The organism is Affinundibacterium danionis (assembly GCF_042432465.1).
In the GTDB taxonomy this organism is placed as follows: Bacteria; Pseudomonadota; Gammaproteobacteria; order Burkholderiales; family Burkholderiaceae_D; genus Undibacterium; species Undibacterium danionis.
In genome coordinates, this window is the sequence record NZ_JBHLXJ010000016.1 from 77,995 (window position 1) to 94,622 (window position 16,628).

General features: G+C 46.5%; 17 protein-coding genes. 6 read left to right on the forward strand and 11 right to left on the reverse strand.

Annotation, left to right across the window (positions count from 1 at the left end; translation table 11 throughout):
- Positions 1-88: 88 nt before the first annotated feature.
- The 5 genes from ACFFJH_RS15035 to ACFFJH_RS15055 all read left to right on the forward strand — a co-directional run bounded on the left by ACFFJH_RS15035 (position 89) and on the right by ACFFJH_RS15055 (position 3,428).
- Positions 89-673: a sigma-70 family RNA polymerase sigma factor gene (locus ACFFJH_RS15035; RefSeq protein ID WP_390213726.1), complete on the forward strand. Its 585-nt coding sequence runs from the start codon at positions 89-91 to the stop codon at positions 671-673.
- A 7-nt stretch (positions 674-680) separates the two neighbouring features.
- The gene (locus ACFFJH_RS15040) at positions 681-887 is read left to right on the forward strand and encodes a zf-HC2 domain-containing protein (RefSeq protein WP_390213727.1); all 207 of its coding nucleotides are present in this window, start codon (positions 681-683) and stop codon (positions 885-887) included.
- Between the two features lie 132 nt (positions 888-1,019).
- A complete protein-coding gene (gene folE, locus ACFFJH_RS15045) occupies positions 1,020-1,724 on the forward strand; it encodes a GTP cyclohydrolase I (protein WP_390213728.1) in 705 nt (234 codons plus the stop codon).
- A 48-nt stretch (positions 1,725-1,772) separates the two neighbouring features.
- Positions 1,773-2,198, forward strand: coding sequence for a BLUF domain-containing protein (locus ACFFJH_RS15050; RefSeq protein ID WP_390213730.1), 426 nt, complete (start codon positions 1,773-1,775; stop codon positions 2,196-2,198).
- A 147-nt stretch (positions 2,199-2,345) separates the two neighbouring features.
- A complete protein-coding gene (locus ACFFJH_RS15055) occupies positions 2,346-3,428 on the forward strand; it encodes an FkbM family methyltransferase (protein ID WP_390213731.1) in 1,083 nt (360 codons plus the stop codon).
- A gap of 8 nt (positions 3,429-3,436) precedes the next feature.
- On the opposite strand, the gene ACFFJH_RS15060 is transcribed toward ACFFJH_RS15055, so the two are convergent.
- The 5 genes from ACFFJH_RS15060 to ACFFJH_RS15080 all read right to left on the reverse strand — a co-directional run bounded on the left by ACFFJH_RS15060 (position 3,437) and on the right by ACFFJH_RS15080 (position 8,070).
- Positions 3,437-5,455: a M48 family metallopeptidase gene (locus tag ACFFJH_RS15060; protein WP_390213732.1), complete on the reverse strand. Its 2,019-nt coding sequence runs from the start codon at positions 5,453-5,455 to the stop codon at positions 3,437-3,439.
- A gap of 54 nt (positions 5,456-5,509) precedes the next feature.
- Complete coding sequence (locus ACFFJH_RS15065) at positions 5,510-6,097, reverse strand: LemA family protein (RefSeq protein WP_390213733.1); 588 nt, start codon at positions 6,095-6,097, stop codon at positions 5,510-5,512.
- A gap of 114 nt (positions 6,098-6,211) precedes the next feature.
- Complete coding sequence (locus ACFFJH_RS15070; protein ID WP_390213734.1) at positions 6,212-6,883, reverse strand: BON domain-containing protein; 672 nt, start codon at positions 6,881-6,883, stop codon at positions 6,212-6,214.
- Complete coding sequence (locus tag ACFFJH_RS15075) at positions 6,876-7,472, reverse strand: phosphoheptose isomerase (protein WP_390213736.1); 597 nt, start codon at positions 7,470-7,472, stop codon at positions 6,876-6,878. The genes ACFFJH_RS15070 and ACFFJH_RS15075 overlap by 8 nt, the downstream gene beginning before the upstream one ends.
- A gap of 205 nt (positions 7,473-7,677) precedes the next feature.
- Positions 7,678-8,070 (reverse strand): YraN family protein, encoded by a 393-nt coding sequence (locus tag ACFFJH_RS15080; RefSeq protein WP_390213737.1) that lies wholly within the window; start codon positions 8,068-8,070, stop codon positions 7,678-7,680.
- 64 nt (positions 8,071-8,134) lie between these two features.
- Between ACFFJH_RS15080 and rsmI the strand changes: the two genes are divergently transcribed.
- Positions 8,135-9,040, forward strand: a complete 906-nt coding sequence (gene rsmI / locus ACFFJH_RS15085; protein ID WP_390213738.1) for a 16S rRNA (cytidine(1402)-2'-O)-methyltransferase — start codon at positions 8,135-8,137, stop codon at positions 9,038-9,040.
- A gap of 58 nt (positions 9,041-9,098) precedes the next feature.
- Here rsmI and ACFFJH_RS15090 read toward each other — a convergent pair whose 3' ends face one another.
- The 6 genes from ACFFJH_RS15090 to ACFFJH_RS15115 all read right to left on the reverse strand — a co-directional run bounded on the left by ACFFJH_RS15090 (position 9,099) and on the right by ACFFJH_RS15115 (position 16,466).
- Positions 9,099-10,292: a septal ring lytic transglycosylase RlpA family protein gene (locus ACFFJH_RS15090; RefSeq protein WP_390213739.1), complete on the reverse strand. Its 1,194-nt coding sequence runs from the start codon at positions 10,290-10,292 to the stop codon at positions 9,099-9,101.
- A complete protein-coding gene (gene rodA, locus ACFFJH_RS15095) occupies positions 10,292-11,401 on the reverse strand; it encodes a rod shape-determining protein RodA (protein WP_390213741.1) in 1,110 nt (369 codons plus the stop codon). The genes ACFFJH_RS15090 and rodA overlap by 1 nt, the downstream gene beginning before the upstream one ends.
- A 1-nt stretch (position 11,402) precedes the next feature.
- Entirely contained in the window at positions 11,403-13,559 is a 2,157-nt protein-coding gene (mrdA, locus tag ACFFJH_RS15100; RefSeq protein WP_390213742.1) for a penicillin-binding protein 2, read from the reverse strand.
- Between the two features lie 90 nt (positions 13,560-13,649).
- Positions 13,650-14,168 carry a rod shape-determining protein MreD gene (gene mreD / locus ACFFJH_RS15105; RefSeq protein ID WP_390213744.1) on the reverse strand — a complete coding sequence of 173 codons (519 nt, stop codon included), beginning with the start codon at positions 14,166-14,168 and terminating at the stop codon, positions 13,650-13,652.
- The gene (gene mreC / locus ACFFJH_RS15110; protein ID WP_390213746.1) at positions 14,168-15,232 is read right to left on the reverse strand and encodes a rod shape-determining protein MreC; all 1,065 of its coding nucleotides are present in this window, start codon (positions 15,230-15,232) and stop codon (positions 14,168-14,170) included. The genes mreD and mreC overlap by 1 nt, the downstream gene beginning before the upstream one ends.
- A 190-nt stretch (positions 15,233-15,422) precedes the next feature.
- The gene (locus ACFFJH_RS15115) at positions 15,423-16,466 is read right to left on the reverse strand and encodes a rod shape-determining protein (protein WP_186916616.1); all 1,044 of its coding nucleotides are present in this window, start codon (positions 16,464-16,466) and stop codon (positions 15,423-15,425) included.
- Positions 16,467-16,628 lie beyond the last annotated feature (162 nt).

The following is a 16,628-nucleotide window of genomic DNA, read 5'->3' on the forward strand; positions in this document are numbered from 1 at the left end:
TAAGGTTATCCTATGAAGTATCGAGGTCTTAGCCTGAATTTTACAGGCAAAAGCGACGCTCGTTAAAATCCATCAGGTATTTTTATTCATGTCCCACATTGCGGAATTACATCAACAACTAGAGCGCATGCGTCCAGCTTTGCAACGCTTTGCCATGCTACAGCTAAGAAATGCCGACCATGCGGAAGACGCAGTACAAGAAGCCTTGTTAGCGGTGCTAGAAAAACCCGAGAGCTTCAGTGGCAAATCTACTCTACGCACCTATGTCATTGGTATTTTGAAATTCAAAATTATTGATTTTCTCAGAGCGAGTAATCGTGAATCACAACTGGCCGATTTTGCTGGAGAAGATCAATCGGATGACGATATTGTTGATCATTTGTTTAATGCAAACGGCCACACCGTGGAGGCGGCCAGCGCTTGGGGCGCGCCGGAAGCAAGCCTGCAACAGCAAGATTTCTTCAAAACCTTAGAAATTTGTTTGGAAAAATTGCCGACGCAAACGGCACGCGTATTCATGATGCGCGAATGGTTAGAATTATCGACCGAAGAAATTTGTAAGGAATTGGCCTTAAGTACGTCTAATCTTTGGGTACTGCTGTACCGCGCACGTTTGCGTTTGCGCGAATGCCTGGAATTAAACTGGTTTGCCAACACCTCATCCAAGAAATAGAGTTTTTATGCGCCTCTTTTATACCTGCAAACAAGCTCATCAAAAGCTTTCAGAAAACTTAGATCGTGAGCTAAGTCTGGTGGAACGAACACAGCTAAAAATTCATCTGGGCATGTGCGACTCTTGTACCAATTTTGGACGCCAGATGAAGACTATCCGAATGGCGATGCAGGCAATGGCAAAAGGGAAATCATCTGATCAGGATGAGCCATAAATCCGGGATTGTTAACTTAAATGAACCGCTAAAAGCACACGCATGAAAAACACAATGCTGAGGATTCAGTTACCATAGCAACTTATTGTTCGCCTTCTTGCTTTTTTGGCGCTCGCGCCGACTGGATAAATAATGCCAACCGACTCCCACTACCAAGCAGTTTCCCCTATACCTGTCTCACAACGTATACGTGAACGTATCGTCAAGGCCAAGGTACGTTATCACGCCAATGACAATATCGCTGACTTCATAGAACCTGGCGAACTCGATCAGTTGTTAGCAGAGGTCGAGGGCAAATTGCGTGAAGTGCTTGAAAGTCTAGTCATAGACACTGCCAGTGATCACAACACTTTGGATACCGGCCGTCGCGTTGCCAAGATGTATCTCAATGAGATATTCAAAGGCCGCTACCTACCTATGCCACCCGTGACCGAGTTCCCGAATGCCTCCCATTTGAATGAGCTGATGATCATAGGCCCGATTACGGTGCGCTCGGCTTGTTCCCATCATCTCTGCCCTATCATAGGCAAAGTCTGGATCGGTGTCATGCCAAATGAACATTCGAATCTGATCGGCTTGTCCAAATACGCACGCATCGCCGATTGGATTATGAGTCGTCCACAAATTCAAGAAGAAGCCGTAGTGCAGCTCGCCGATACTTTACAAGAGAAAATGCAACCCGATGGCTTAGCGGTCGTGATGGAAGCCGATCACTTTTGCATGCATTGGCGCGGTGTGAAAGATATGGATTCAAAAATGATTAATAGCGTGATGCACGGCTCATTCTTAAAAGATCCGAATTTGCGACGCGAATTTTTATCACTAATTAAGAAATAAATCGACCATAACGATAGCCACAACACCAACCGTGATAGGGAAACCAAAATGTTAGTTCGTCTTCTATATGCCAGCCGTGCCGTCGATGGCAATCTAAGTGATACTGTACAAAGCATCATGCAACAATCGCGCGATCACAATCCTCAGCATGGAATCACGGGCATTCTTTGCCATAGCGACCAAGTATTTATGCAGGTGTTAGAAGGTGGACGAGAAGCTATCAATGCCCTATACAGTCACATCTTACGCGACCCACGCCATACAGATGTAATCTTATTGGACTATGAAGAAATCAGCCAGCGCCGCTATGCGGGTTGGACTATGGGACAAGCTAATCTCGGCAAAATCAATCCCTCTATTTTATTGAAATATTCCGCCTTACCTGAGCTAAATCCACATAGGATGTCAGGAAAAATGTCCTTGGCTTTAATCGAAGAATTAATGGCGTCAGCAGCCATTGTGGGACGCGCTTGATATAATGGTGGGTATTCATTCGCTTTGGCTGAAGTATATGAATTAAAATAATGAATTGGGATAGCCAAAATCCCAATCTCTATATCGGCCTCAATGCCTACCCAAGCACCAAGCCAAACACCCACCCTAAAGCGCGTAAGGCAAGCAATGTTTTTCAAAAAACTATTCTCCCCCAAGATATCCGACACTAGTCTACCTCTCTCAGCCGCCAACACAACATCAATCAGCCCGAAAGTAGGGGCTAATCCGATTCAACAATTCGGTGATTGGGATTACGCAGAATTAACTACGTCCGAAGATATTTTTCATTGCTTTCGTTTGATTTTAGGAAGGGCGCCCAATCGCGAAGAATGGCCAGGTCATAGCTTACAAATTGGAAAGCCACTTGACCTAGTGCTAGCAAGCTATATCAATTCATTAGAGTTTGCCCAGCGGCAGGAAAAGCTCGTGGTAAAACGCGAAGTGAAACAAGTCCAAAAAATTCGCATTAATGAAGTCGATATGATCGTTAGTCCAGACGACTTGGATGTGGGGGCGCACCTCGTCAATGGCGAATATGAGCCTCACGTTACCAAAGTCTTTCGCCAGCAGATCACACATCGCAAAATGAATATCATCGATTTGGGCGCGAACATAGGATATTTCACCATGTTAGCGGCTTCAATGATAGATCCGGATGGACAAATATTTGCGGTCGAACCAAGCGCAGACAATGTAAAACTGATTGAATTAAGCCGCCGACAAAATGAGTTTAACAACATTCAAATTATCAATACTGCGGTAGGTGAAACCATAGGCATTTTGGGCTTGAATGGGTCTTACAGTAACGGCACCACGGCCAGCTTATCTAACAACGAACAGTCCTTATTAGATAGCACCGTAGTACCTTGTCTGCCATTGGATAATTTGATTCCAGCCGAAACCCGTATCGACCTGATCAAGATTGATGTCGAAGGCTACGAATATCGGGCTTTAATGGGGGCGAAACGCTTACTTAGCACTTGGCATCCAATAATTATCAGCGAATTTAGCCCTGACTTTATGCCACTCACTGGTAAAAATGATGGCCGAACCTATTTACGGTTTTTATTTGAACTCGGATATCATGCCGCCATCATTGAGCGCGATGGTAATCTGCTAGAAACAGGGCAAGATGTGGAAAAACTGATGGAATACTACGAAAAATTAGGTGAAGATCATGTTGATCTTTTATTCCGCTACCCAGCCTAAATTGAAGATTATTTTACTTCAAACAATTCTGGTACTGGCGCATCCAGCGCAGCACAAACACTGCGCAATAGATTGACTCCATCACTACTTAAATTATTGCCTCCTGCTTTGAGCATTAGGCGTATCACAAAAGGTTTCGCCAGCGGCGCCAGCTGCTGGAATTTATCTAAGGCTCGTTTCACCTCAAAGAAATCCAAGGCGTCGCGCGCTACAAATTGCTCTGCCGTTAAAGCTAGTTCTGGCATGCTGCTGACTGAATCTAAATAAGCCTGCTGCGCATGATCAGCCGCAAACTCGGTAGTCGCCATCAAAGAAACCAACAAGCCAGTTTCTGCTTTGAGCTGAGCTAAGCCATTATATTTAACGCCGACATCGCGTCCGGCTGATGGACTGAGCCGCCGTTGCAATACAATTTGCAAAACGAATTCTGACTGGGTCACGATTTGATCCGCCGCAATTAAACGCGCCGCAATGCCCAACAATTGCTGTCGCTGCTCAGGATTCAAAAATTTCAGCGCGGGCATAGCCAAATCCAGCACCGCAAAATGCATGCTTGTAGGCAGCGTCTCGACCGCCTCATGCAACAGCGTCACCAATGCGCATTGTTGAGCGGCAGATTGACGCAAAATATCTAGCTGCAATTGATAACTTACTGGGTCTTTTCTATCCAACAATAAAGCATAAACCAAAGCATTCGCTGCTTGAGGATTGCGCGCCGCTTGTACTATTTCAGAAGGGATTTGCTGCTTGCTTGGTGCGGTGGGCGTGGATGATGCAGTGGATGAAATGGGTGTACTGGCCTCAGAATTCCCAACTGGGCGATAGCCAAATTCAGGATGAAATCCAACAGGCGAAACGTCTAAGGGCGAAGGCAAGCCGGTAGGTGCTGTGTTGTAATTAATGCGAGGGCTTTCACCAGCATCAGAATCGGAACCTGAGCCTGCTGCGAAACCCATAGCAGCACCAGCAGGATGCGTCACCTCTTCCGTAATTTCACTGGCATCCAGAAAAACCACGCTGCGTCCATATAGACGCTGCAATCGGGTTTCGATTGGCGGATGGGTGGCAAATAAACCGGATAATAAGTTAGGTCGTGCCGCGCCCAAAAACATATGGGATAACTGCTCTACATTGTGATGCTTAATGCGCGAACCGCATTTGTTTTCACGAGTTAGCCCACCTATCTTACGTAAGGCTCCGCCAATGCCATCAGGGTTACGAGTAAACTGTACCGCACTTGCATCTGCCAGAAACTCTCTCTGACGCGACACCGCCGATTTGATCAGTCGTCCAAAGAAAATACCGATATAACCGATGACAAATAGTGCCGCACCGAACGCGATAAAAATCAATTGCAACGGTGGACCTTTGTCATCTCGACTACGCGAACCACCTATGTGGGAACCAATATCGAGCAAAGTCCGCCCAAAACCTGCCAACATCTGTATCCCGAAAAGAACGCCGATTAACTTCACGTTCATGCGCATATCACCGTTCAGGATATGACTAAATTCGTGGCCGATTACGCCTTGTAACTCGTCGCGACTAAGGCGTGTTAATGTCCCTCGCGTCACGGCCACTACCGCTTCATTTTGGTGATAACCAGCAGCAAAGGCATTAATCGCATCTTCATCATCCATCACATACACACGTGGACAGGCAATACCCGACGCCAATGCCATTTCTTCCACAATATTCAATAGACGTCGCTCTTGCAATTCTCGCGAATCTGGGGAAACTAGACGGCCTCCGGCCATACGCGCCACCGCGTCTCCCCCTTCTCGCAAGCGCGACATCTCGAATAAAGTACCGCCACCGATAAACAAAAGCACCACACCGGTGTTAGTCAAAAAGAAAAATCTCGGATACAAATGTGCACCAGCTAAAGGTTGCCCCTTCATCCAGATCCACAATAAGGCTAGCGTAAAATTCACCGCTAACACAATTGCGATCACCGCCAACGCAAATAAGAATAGTAATTTCTTACTCTCTTTATGCGCCTGCGCTTGATGTTCAAAAAAATTCATAGGCCTTGGTCTGGATAGAAGATAGGCAAAAGCTGGTGGTTTGCGGACTCAGATTTAAAACGACACTTTGACGGCTTTACGTTCCTCTGGTGCCTCTGTCGCCTGCAATAATTCACCCGTTTTAAAACCAAACATACCCGCAAAAATATTGCCCGGAAATTGTTCGCACGCGGTGTTGTACTGCATCACGCTATCGTTATAGGCTTGACGCGCGAAGGAAATTTTATTTTCGGTGCTGGTTAATTCCTCTGTCAATTGCAACATGTTTTCATTGGCTTTGAGATCAGGATAGGCCTCTGACAAAGCAAACATTCTTCCTAAAGAAGAAGCTAATGCACCTTCTGCATTGGACAGTTGATGTACCGCCGCCGCATTGGCAGGATCAACCGCAACTTGTGCATTGGCCGTCACCGCCTGATTGCGCGCTGCAATCACGGCTTCCAAAGTTTCGCGCTCGTGCTTCATATAGCCTTTTGCGACTTCCACCAAATTCGGAATCAAGTCGTAGCGACGTTTTAACTGCACATCGATTTGCGCAAAACCATTTTTGAAACGGTTACGAAAACTAACCAAATTATTGTAGGTACTAATCGCCCAGAAAACGAGCGCGGCAATCACCACCAGGAAAATAATAAATCCCATGTTGTTCTCCTAAAAAATAGGGCGACATCAAATGATGTAGCCCTGAAATAAATATGCGAATAAGTGAGCGAATAAATGAGCCAATAAGTAAGCTAATAAAGAAAAAAAATAAACTTACTTATTGTCTTCGTTCAAATCGACTTTACTGGGTGTTGCCGTCATCGACTTCAGTTCATCTTCAGTAATATATTCATATACTTTGACGACTTTGCGCACGCCGTTCACGCCTGCAGCAACGCGCGCTGCTAAATCGCCTTCACGATGCGTGACGCGTCCCATCAAATATACAGTGCTAGCTTCGGTCACCACTTTAAATGCGCTACCGTATAAATCCTTAGTATCCACAAATGAGGCTTTCACTTTGGTTGTGATGACCGTATCAGAAGAGCGTGAAGAAAAATTCGACAGACCAGCAACCACGATTTCATTTTGCACCGCAGTCACGCCTTGGACCGCGCGCACTTCTCGCTCAGCCGCTGCTTTAGCCGCCTCGTCTGCCACTTCACCAGTCAATAAGGCACGTCGATTAAAGCTATTCACGTTGACATGAGCAGCATCACCGAGCACGCGTCGAATCGCAGCTTCACCTTTTAACACGATCGCCTTATCTTCGGTCTGAGCGCCAAAAGTACGTCTATCTGTCGCAGCCAAAGTGCCCATCACAGCACCACCAACAACCACCGCCACACAGCCTTGTAAACTCACCAAAGCAGCACTCGACAAACTCAATACCAAAAGCGGACGCACTAAACGTTTTGCCAACGGGTTCCAGACTGATTTACTCATCTACATCACCTCCAAATAAGGCGGCATCAATGCCGTCACACATACAGTGTATGGTTAACAAATGAACTTCTTGAATTCGTGCCGTTCTATCATGCGGTACGCAAATATGAACATCCGCGTCCGTCAAACATGAACGCATTTCACCTCCACCTTTACCCGTTAAAGCGATCACGCGCATATCGCGTTCTAATGCGGCATTAACCGCATTCAATACACTCACCGAATTACCCGAAGTAGTAATCGCCAACAAGATATCGCCAGCCTGACCAAAGGCTTGAACTTGTTTAGAGAACACCTCTTGAAAACTATAGTCATTGGCAACTGCGGTCATGATCGAACTATCGGTTGTCAAAGCCAGTGCAGGTAAAGGCAAACGTTCACGTTCAAAACGACCCACCAGTTCTGCTGCAAAATGTTGGCAATCAGCGGCTGATCCGCCATTGCCGCAGGCCAAAATCTTATTGCCATTCGATAAAGCAGTGAACATCAGCTCTATCGCTTGCTCGATAGGATCGGCGAGCAATTCGGCTGAAATCATTTTGAGTTCTGCACTTTCCTGAAAGTGCGAAAGAATGCGTGGATTTTTCATAGTGCGGCGATTATAACTTGAGCTAAGAGAAAGTAAGCAGGCGAAAGGCAGGTAATATTTTCACATATTTACCATGTGCCGGTCTTTCCTGCGAGGATCGACGATAAAACAGGGGAAGTTATCGCACAATAAGTCTCACATTAAGTCTGACACTGAGCTGCAAACTAAGTTTCACACTAAGTCGGCTACAAGCCAAGCTCAAAGCCTAAGAGATGATATTTTTCAACCAAAGTAGCTGCTCGGCCTCAATCGCGACCAGATCAAAGCGGCAGGCTGGCTGCGTTTTTAGGTTTTTTAAATACACTTGCGCCGCATGAACTAAACGTTTTTGCTTGCTCGCGGTCACGCTTGCCAAAGCGCCGCCAAATTGCCCGTTACTGCGCTTTCGCACCTCAACAAAGACCAAAAACTCGCGATCGCGCATAATCAAATCAATCTCGCCGCCCTTGCATAAAAAATTACGCTGTACCAACTGCAAACCCTGCGCTAACAGGTGGTGTAAGGCCTGATCCTCGCCCTCATCACCAGTAATCTGCTTATCGGTACGTGGTCGCCCTAGCTTAGAAAGTCCCTTTGCCAGCCAATTTGATTCCGTCATAGCGTACAATTCCCCCTAAAATCTTTGCTTCATCCTCTGCAAACGTCCTATCGACTAAGGCATCATGCAAACAGACTCTATCACGCCCCTTCATCCCACTGCACTCTTAGAGGCGGTGGCTCAGCAAAGCTATCCTAACGCCTGTCTGTATGTGGTGGCAACGCCTATCGGCAATAGTGCGGATATTTCCTTACGTGCATTACACGTATTGGCGCTGGCCGATGCGGTCGCGTGTGAAGATACGCGTAATACTGCTCAGCTCATGACACGCTATGGCTTGCACAAAACTTTACTCGCCGCACATCAACATAATGAGCATGAAGTCGCTGAAAAAATTATCACGAGACTTCAAGCAGGTGAGAGAATCGCTTTGGTTTCAGATGCCGGTACACCAGCGGTGTCCGATCCAGGCGCCATTATTGTGGACGCGGTGCGAGCTGCGGGCTTGCGCGTAATTCCCTTACCTGGCGCTTCGGCCGCACTCAGCGCATTATCTGTCAGCGGTTTAATCAATGATCAGTTTTATTTCCTTGGCTTCCTGCCTAGCAAAGCAGGACAGCGCGATGCGGTATTAGAGAATCTATCGAGCATGCCAGCTAGTATGATTTTTTATGAAGCACCACATCGCATCATCGAGAGCACAGCGGCGCTTTGTAAAGCTTTTGGCGCGCAACGTCAGGTCGTATTTGCACGAGAGTTGACCAAGTTATTTGAAGAAATTCATCGCTGTACTTTAGGCGAAGCGGCTGACTGGTTAGCGCAAGACACTCACAGAGAAAAAGGCGAATACGTGGTATTGGTTGAAGGTGCAAAAGCCGACGCTGATCAAAATGATCAGGAAGCCCGACGCGTGCTTAATATTTTATTAGAAGAGCTATCGGTTAAACAAGCTGCCGCGCTCGCCGCTCAAATTACCGGTCAAAAGAAAAATGCACTGTATCAACTTGCATTAGAGATGAAGGCGACTTAAGTCTTAAGTCTTATGACTATCATTAGCCTCCTTCATTTACACAAAACATAATGCGCTGTTAGCGACTAATCACTATCGGTTTAGCGCTACCCAAAGCCAATTGTTGCGCGACTTGACTTGCTGCATCGCGGCTCGCAAAAGGACCACTTTGCAGTCGATACAAATTCCCTTGTTGTACGATTTCAAATTGCAAATCGCGCGCCACTGCTTGATCGCGCAAAAGCGATTTCAGTTGCGTCAAACTTGCTTCGGCATTGGCTCGGATAGCGAAGGCAGCGAACTGTAAATAGAACGCATTGCCACTGTTGTTATTGACTGAATTACCGGAATTGGCTGTACCTGCATTAGTGGTACTTGTATTGACCATATTTGTATCGACAAGGCTCTTGTTCATAGAAGTCTCTTCTTGCGCCTTACGCTCTTGCGCTGCGATCAAAGTTTCTAATGAAGGACGTTCAGAATTGTTTGCACCAGATACAGGCGCAGTTACCGCAGGAGTTACCGCATTTGTGGGTGCAAGTGCAACCTGATTAGCTCGATTCTCGGCCATCTTGGCAATATCTTCTGGCAGCAAACGTTCAAGCTCAACCTCGCTACTGCCCTTACCTAAATACCCTAACTTTAAGGCCGCGGTATAAGACAAATCCATAATTCGGCTAGAGTGAAATGGACCACGGTCATTAATTCTGACGATGATTTGTTTACCATTACTTAAATTAGTCACCCGCGCATAAGACGGAATAGGCAAAATTGGATGTGCCGCAGTGATCTGATACATATCATAGGGCTCGCCCGATGAAGTACGCTTACCGTGAAATTTTTTGCCATACCAACTGGCGATGCCGCGTTGTTTAAACGGTGTGGTGCTATCGATAATAGGCGTGTACGTTTTACCAAATACTTTATAGGGCTTATTGCCAGTGCGAGAGTAAGACTCAAGCACTGGAATAGGATCAACTGTCGATTCCAAATCAGGCGGAATTTCCTCTCCCGGGCCATCATCTTGATAATAGCCACCACGACCCGAATTGGCTTTCGGTAGGGCAGGCGCGTTGTTAGTTGTTTTAGCGGGTAACGCGGAACTGTGTGAAGGTGTTTTGGCTTCGCTTTTTACCGCTTCTGATTTATGCGTTGCAGTTTTCGGTGCACTACCGCAAGCACTCAACAAGAAAGTAACGAGAGTAAGCAGACCTAGCGATAGAGCGGCGCGGGTACGAGATTTTTTTTGTGCTTGCACGGTGTTCCTATCCATCACGATTTCATCAACTTACGATTGTGCTGCACGCTCATTAAAATGCCCAAGCCCATGCCCAAAGTTACCATCGCAGTACCGCCAAAACTCATAAATGGGAGTGGTACACCAACCACCGGCAAGATCCCTATCACCATTCCCATATTTACAAACGAATAGATGAAAAATGCCGTCGTGACCGCGCCTGCCATCAGGCGTGAGAACAAGGTTGGCGCATTCGCTGCAATCATCAGCCCCCGTAATATCAATAGGAAATATAAAGCCACCAAAAATAAGCTACCAAAGAAACCGAACTCTTCCAAATACACAGCGGAAATAAAATCGGTCGTATGTTCTGGAATAAACTCTAAATGAGATTGCGTCCCCTTGGTCCAGCCTTTACCCGTGACACCACCGGATCCGACAGCAATCGTCGATTGAATAATATGAAAACCTTTGCCCAGCGCATCTTTACTCGGATCAAGCATCACCATGACGCGATCACGCTGATAATCGTGCAGGCGTGGCCAGACCACTGTGGGGATCAAAATCGCTGCCGCTAAAATCAATCCAATCAACAGACGCCAAGATAGTCCAGCGAAGAAAATAACGGAGAATCCTATCGTGCCCACCAACAAAGTAGTACCCAAATCAGGTTGCTTGGCGATCAATGCGGTAGGCACACCAAGAATTATTGTAGCGATCAAGAAATCACGCCAACGCAAAGAGCCTTCCCGTTTTTGAAAATACCAAGCCAACATCAAGGGCACAGCGATTTTCAAAATCTCTGAAGGTTGCACCACCACGCCCACATTCAACCAACGACGCGCACCCTTTTTAATCATGCCAAACATCGCTACCGCAATCAGCAAAGCCACGCCCAAGGTGTACAAAGGGATCGCAAAACGCATCAAGGTTTGAGGAGGAATATTCGCCACAAACCACATCACAAAAAAAGCGATCACAATGTTGCGCATGTGATGTTCTAAGCGCCCAGGGAAATCCATACCTGCCGAATACATGGTCACGATACCGGTTGCCACGATCAAGAAAATAAGAATAGACAAAGGTCCGTCAAACACAGTGAAATAATTGCGAATGCGTTGCCAGTAGACAGCTTTATTATCCATATTATTTTTTCACCTCCACGGGTTTCTTGTCGGTGGCAGGCAATTTTGCAGGCACATTCGCTGCCTCTTTTCTATCGACGATGACCGCGTTATTTTTTTCTGGTGGCGGCGTTGGTACTGGTGCTGGAATTGGCGCATTGGTAGATTTTTTTACTTCTGGCTTAGACGTTGCCGTAGCATCTGGCTTGATGGCGGGTGCAGTGGCAGGTGCCAGTGCTGTGTCGCTATGTTCATGTTCCGCCTCCTCATCACTACCACGCAAATCTTCCGCTGTAGGCGCGGGCATAGGCACTGGGGATTTGTCGGTCGGGCGTTTGCCGAGCAAATAGTAATCAATAGCACGTCGAACGATAGGCGCTGCCGCTTCAGAGCCATACCCACCATTTTCTACAATAATGGCAATCGCAATCTTAGGCTTATCTAAAGGCGCAAAAGCGATATACCAAGAGTGATCACGATGGCGCAAAATCGCATTTTTTGTACCATGCTTCTCGCCCTTCTTCATAGCAACCACTTGTGCCGTACCCGTTTTACCGCCCGACTGATAAGCCGCGCCCGCAAACACTTTTGCCCCAGTTCCTTCTCGTACCACACCAGCCATCGCGTTTTTAATGAAATCAATATTCTCTTGCTTGAGTGGGATACGGTAGCTTTCTTTAGGTACCGTCAGAGTGCGCGCGCGCGTCTGCGGATCTTCCACCATCTTCACCAAATGCGGCTTCATCACCACGCCGTTATTCACCAAGTTAGCGGTAGCGTGCGCCATCTGCAAAGGCGTAAAAGTATTTTGCCCTTGGCCAATCCCGAGAGAAATCGTATCACCCGGTATCCAGCGTTGATTCGCGGTTTTTTTAAAAGTTTCACGCTTCCACGCGCTCGACGGCAAGATGCCTTTACGTTCGTGCTCCAAATCGATACCGGTAATTTGACCCATACCAAATTGCTTCATGAAGTCGTGCATCACATCCACGCCCATATCATTGGCCAGTTGATAAAAATAGGTATCACATGACAAAGCAACGGCGCGGTACATATCAACGAAACCATGGCCGCCAACTTTATCATCTCGGAATATTTTATTACCAAAGGCAAAGAAGCCAGGATCAGAGATTCCTTGCGTCATGGTGCGCTTGCCTAACTCTAAAGCGGCCAAAGCCATGAACGGCTTATACGTAGAGCCAGGTGAATAGGCTCCTGTTAAAGGACGATTTAAAAGTGGAATATTTTCAGAGGTATTCAATTCATTCCAACTCTGCTGGTCAATCCCCTCCACAAACAAATTAGGATCATACGTGGGCATAGACACGAAGGACAATACATCACCAGTTGCGGGTTCAATCGCGACAAAAGCACCACGACGCTCGCCGAATGCTTCTTCCACGATTTTTTGCAATTCAATATCGATAGATAAAATTAAATTTCTACCCGCAGTCGGAGAATTACGTGACAAAGTACGGACAGGTCGGCCACCGGCTGACACTTCTACTTCTTCAAAACCAGTCGTACCGTGCAAGATTTTTTCGTAGCTTTTTTCCAGTCCTTCTTTGCCTATATACAGCGTGCCTTTGTAGTTGGCCGCATCATCACTGTCATCCAGCAATTCAGCATCACGTTTATTGATACGACCAATATAACCAATCACATGAGAAGCGACGTCGCCTAAAGGATATTGGCGGAACAAGCGCGCTTGCACATCAACACCAGGAAAACGGTAGCGCTGGGCAGTAAAACGGGCGACTTCTTCATCCGATAATCGAGTTCGGATAGGAAGACTCTCAAAACTCTTAGACTCTTCTATTAATTTGCGTAAGCGCTTACGATGTTTAGGCTGAATATCGACTAGAGCAGACAATTCATCGATCAGCGTGTCGAGATCTTTGGTGATTTTGGAGGGTGTAATTTCCAGCGTATAAGCCGAATAATTACGCGCCAGAATGACGCCATTTCTATCCAAAATTAAGCCACGATTAGGCACAATCGACACTAAGGAAATGCGATTCTCATCCGCTTTAGTGGCGTAAGTATCGTGCTTAATAATTTGCAGCCAAACGAAACGTCCAATCAAGATACTGAAACAAAGGAAAGCAATCAGACCTAGCGCAATCAAACGCACACGAAACAAGTACAGCTCGCGTTCGGTATTTTTTAGTTCTGTCATATTTCCAATTTCGCTTCTCTATGCGCTTAGCTTATAGTCGGTAAGGGAGCCTTCGTTCTGATCAGATTATCGTCAATCTGCACGCAATATCTAAATCGGGCGGGTATGATCTTTGTCCACGGCACGACGTTGTGGCGCTAACAAAAGCCAAGTCGCAACAGGCCACAATGCAGTGGTCAAAATACATCCCAGAAAAAACAACCAGCCCGGAAAGTGTGCATCGGTAGAAAGCAATAAGCGCACCGCGAGCTGTATCAGCTGCACACCTAAAAATAAAGGAAAAACTTGAAAACTCTGCACCAAAGGTGGGAACCACAAAACCCGACGATGGATAGAAATCGCAAAATACGACAACAAGGTGAAGGCCAAAGCGTTCTCACCTAAATACACGGCGTCATGGACATCCATTAAAACGCCCATCACAAAAGCGACACCGATACCGACTTTGCGTGGCTGATGAATACTCCAAAATACCAAGACTAGCGCCACAAAATCAGGCACGCCCACCACATTCCCCCACGGGAAAAGATTCAATAAAAACGCCAGCAGTAAGCTGAGCGCAATAAAAAACGAATTAACGGGCAATAAAATATAATGTGGATGATTCATTATCTCACCTCTTTGACTGAGGTCGCAGGCACACTGACTGGCGCGGCCTCGGTTGGATTAGCTGGGTTGGCTGGCTTAGCTGTCGTGGCCGGTGCTCCGTTTGGTGCTGCGCTCTCTTTAGCCGCGTCCACGCTAGGCTCCTTTGTGGCATCCTTGACTGAATCGCGAGTTACTTTGCGATTGATTTTTTCTTTTTTGGCTCTCGCTTCCTCGGACTCTGGCGGAGGAAGATTATCAGTATCGACTAATAAGATTAATAATTGCTTGTGCAAATCAATCCCCGCAAGCGGTGCGCACAGGACGACCTCAAAGGTATTGGTAGCCTTATTTTCAATCTGCGCCACTTTAGCTACTTGCAAACCGGCGGGGTAAATGCCATCAATCCCCGATGTCACTAAAATATCGCCGGGCTGCACATCCGCATTGCTGGTCACACGCATATCCAAAAAGGCAGAGCGTCCGCGCCCGTTAATCACACTGCGTAAACCATTACGTTGAATTTGCACAGGAATCGCTTGATTTTTGTCGGTCAACAAAGTCACTTCGGCGGTCAAAGGAAACACGCGTGTCACTTGCCCGACCACGCCATGCTCGTCAATCACAGGCTGACTTAAAGTAACTCCGTGCTGCGAACCTTTGTTCAGAATAATTTTACGATTATAGAGATCACGGGCATCGTATAAAATTTCAGCCAACACTGATGCACTTGGGGTGCGCGCCTTTAAATCAATTAATTGGCGCAAATGATCATTTTCGGTTTGCAGCAATTGCGTCTTTTGAACTGCCTGTGCATTACTAATCTGCTGTAACTTCAAGGAGTTCAATTCTTTTTGTAGCGCGGAGGTCGAAGAGAAATAATCTGCCACATTCTGCGCGGCATCTCTGGGCATCAAAACCAACATCTGCAGCGGGTAAAGAGCCGTGCCAACAACTTGACGTACCCGCACCAAAGAATTGATACGAGAATCAACCAACAACAAGGCGATAGAAAGAATGGCGAAGAAAACCACTTTCACACGGGCGGACGCGCCTTGTTTGAAAAGTGGTGGTGGACTATGTTGCATAGTATGACGCCGGGTGCAAAACAATAAGCCAAAAAAAATTAAAAAAAGATCTGGCATTGCAGCGTGCCAGATCTCAATTTAAATGGATTTTTTACTCGACATCTCGCCTAGGAAAAATCAAAGTCAAAAACTAAAACAATATCCTGACGAGAGCGAAGTACAAGGTAATTTACGCAGAAACTGCAAGCAATTATTCGTAAGAGAACAAAGAACCCAATTTATCCATACGTTCTAATGCCATGCCAGAGCCGCGTACCACGCAAGTCAAAGGTTCTTCAGCGACCAACACCGGCAAACCCGTCTCTTCCATCAACAAACGATCCAGATCACGCAACAATGCGCCACCACCAGTCAACATCATGCCTTTTTCAGCGATGTCAGCACCGAGTTCTGGAGGTGTTTGTTCCAAAGCATTCTTTACAGCGGAAACAATGTTATTCAATGGATCAGTCAACGCTTCCAAAATTTCATTACTAGAAATCGTGAAAGAACGTGGAATACCTTCAGACAAATTGCGTCCTTTGACTTCCATTTCTTTAATCTCTGAACCTGGGAATGCAGAACCGATGGTTTTCTTAATCGCTTCGGCTGTTTGTTCACCAATCAACATACCGTAGTTACGACGGATGTAGTTGACAATCGCTTCATCAAACTTATCACCGCCGACGCGCACCGAGCCTTTATAAACCATACCGCCGAGTGAGATAACACCGACTTCTGTCGTACCACCACCGATATCAACCACCATAGAGCCAGTTGCATCCGACACTGGCAAACCAGCACCAATCGCCGCGGCCATCGGTTCTTCGATCAAATACACTTGGGATGCGCCAGCACCCAAAGCAGATTCACGAATCGCACGACGTTCTACTTGAGTAGAACCGCAAGGGACGCAAATGATAATACGTGGGGAAGGCTTGAAGAATTTGGTGTCGTGCACCATGCGAATGAACTGTTTGAGCATTTGCTCAGTAACGGTGAAGTCAGCGATAACGCCGTCTTTCATAGGACGAATTGCTTCGATATTCCCAGGGACTTTACCCAACATTTGCTTGGCTTCTTTACCGACCGCTTGGATGGTCTTTTTGCCGTTAGGGCCACCTTCCTGACGGATCGCCACCACGGATGGCTCGTCCAAAACGATGCCTTGACCGCGCACATAAATCAAAGTGTTGGCAGTACCTAAGTCAATTGCCAAATCATTAGAGAGATAACTACGAAAAAAACCGAACATGTAAATTCCTGTGTGTGCTGTGTTGTCACAATGTCTTTAAAAAACGCACAAATCTGCGCAAAAAATTTTTTCACTCTGAGTCAAAATCTGCATCACATTTAAAAATAATCAAAACTATTTTGCGACATTATTTTTACAATGACTTTTGTGACGAAGGCGTAT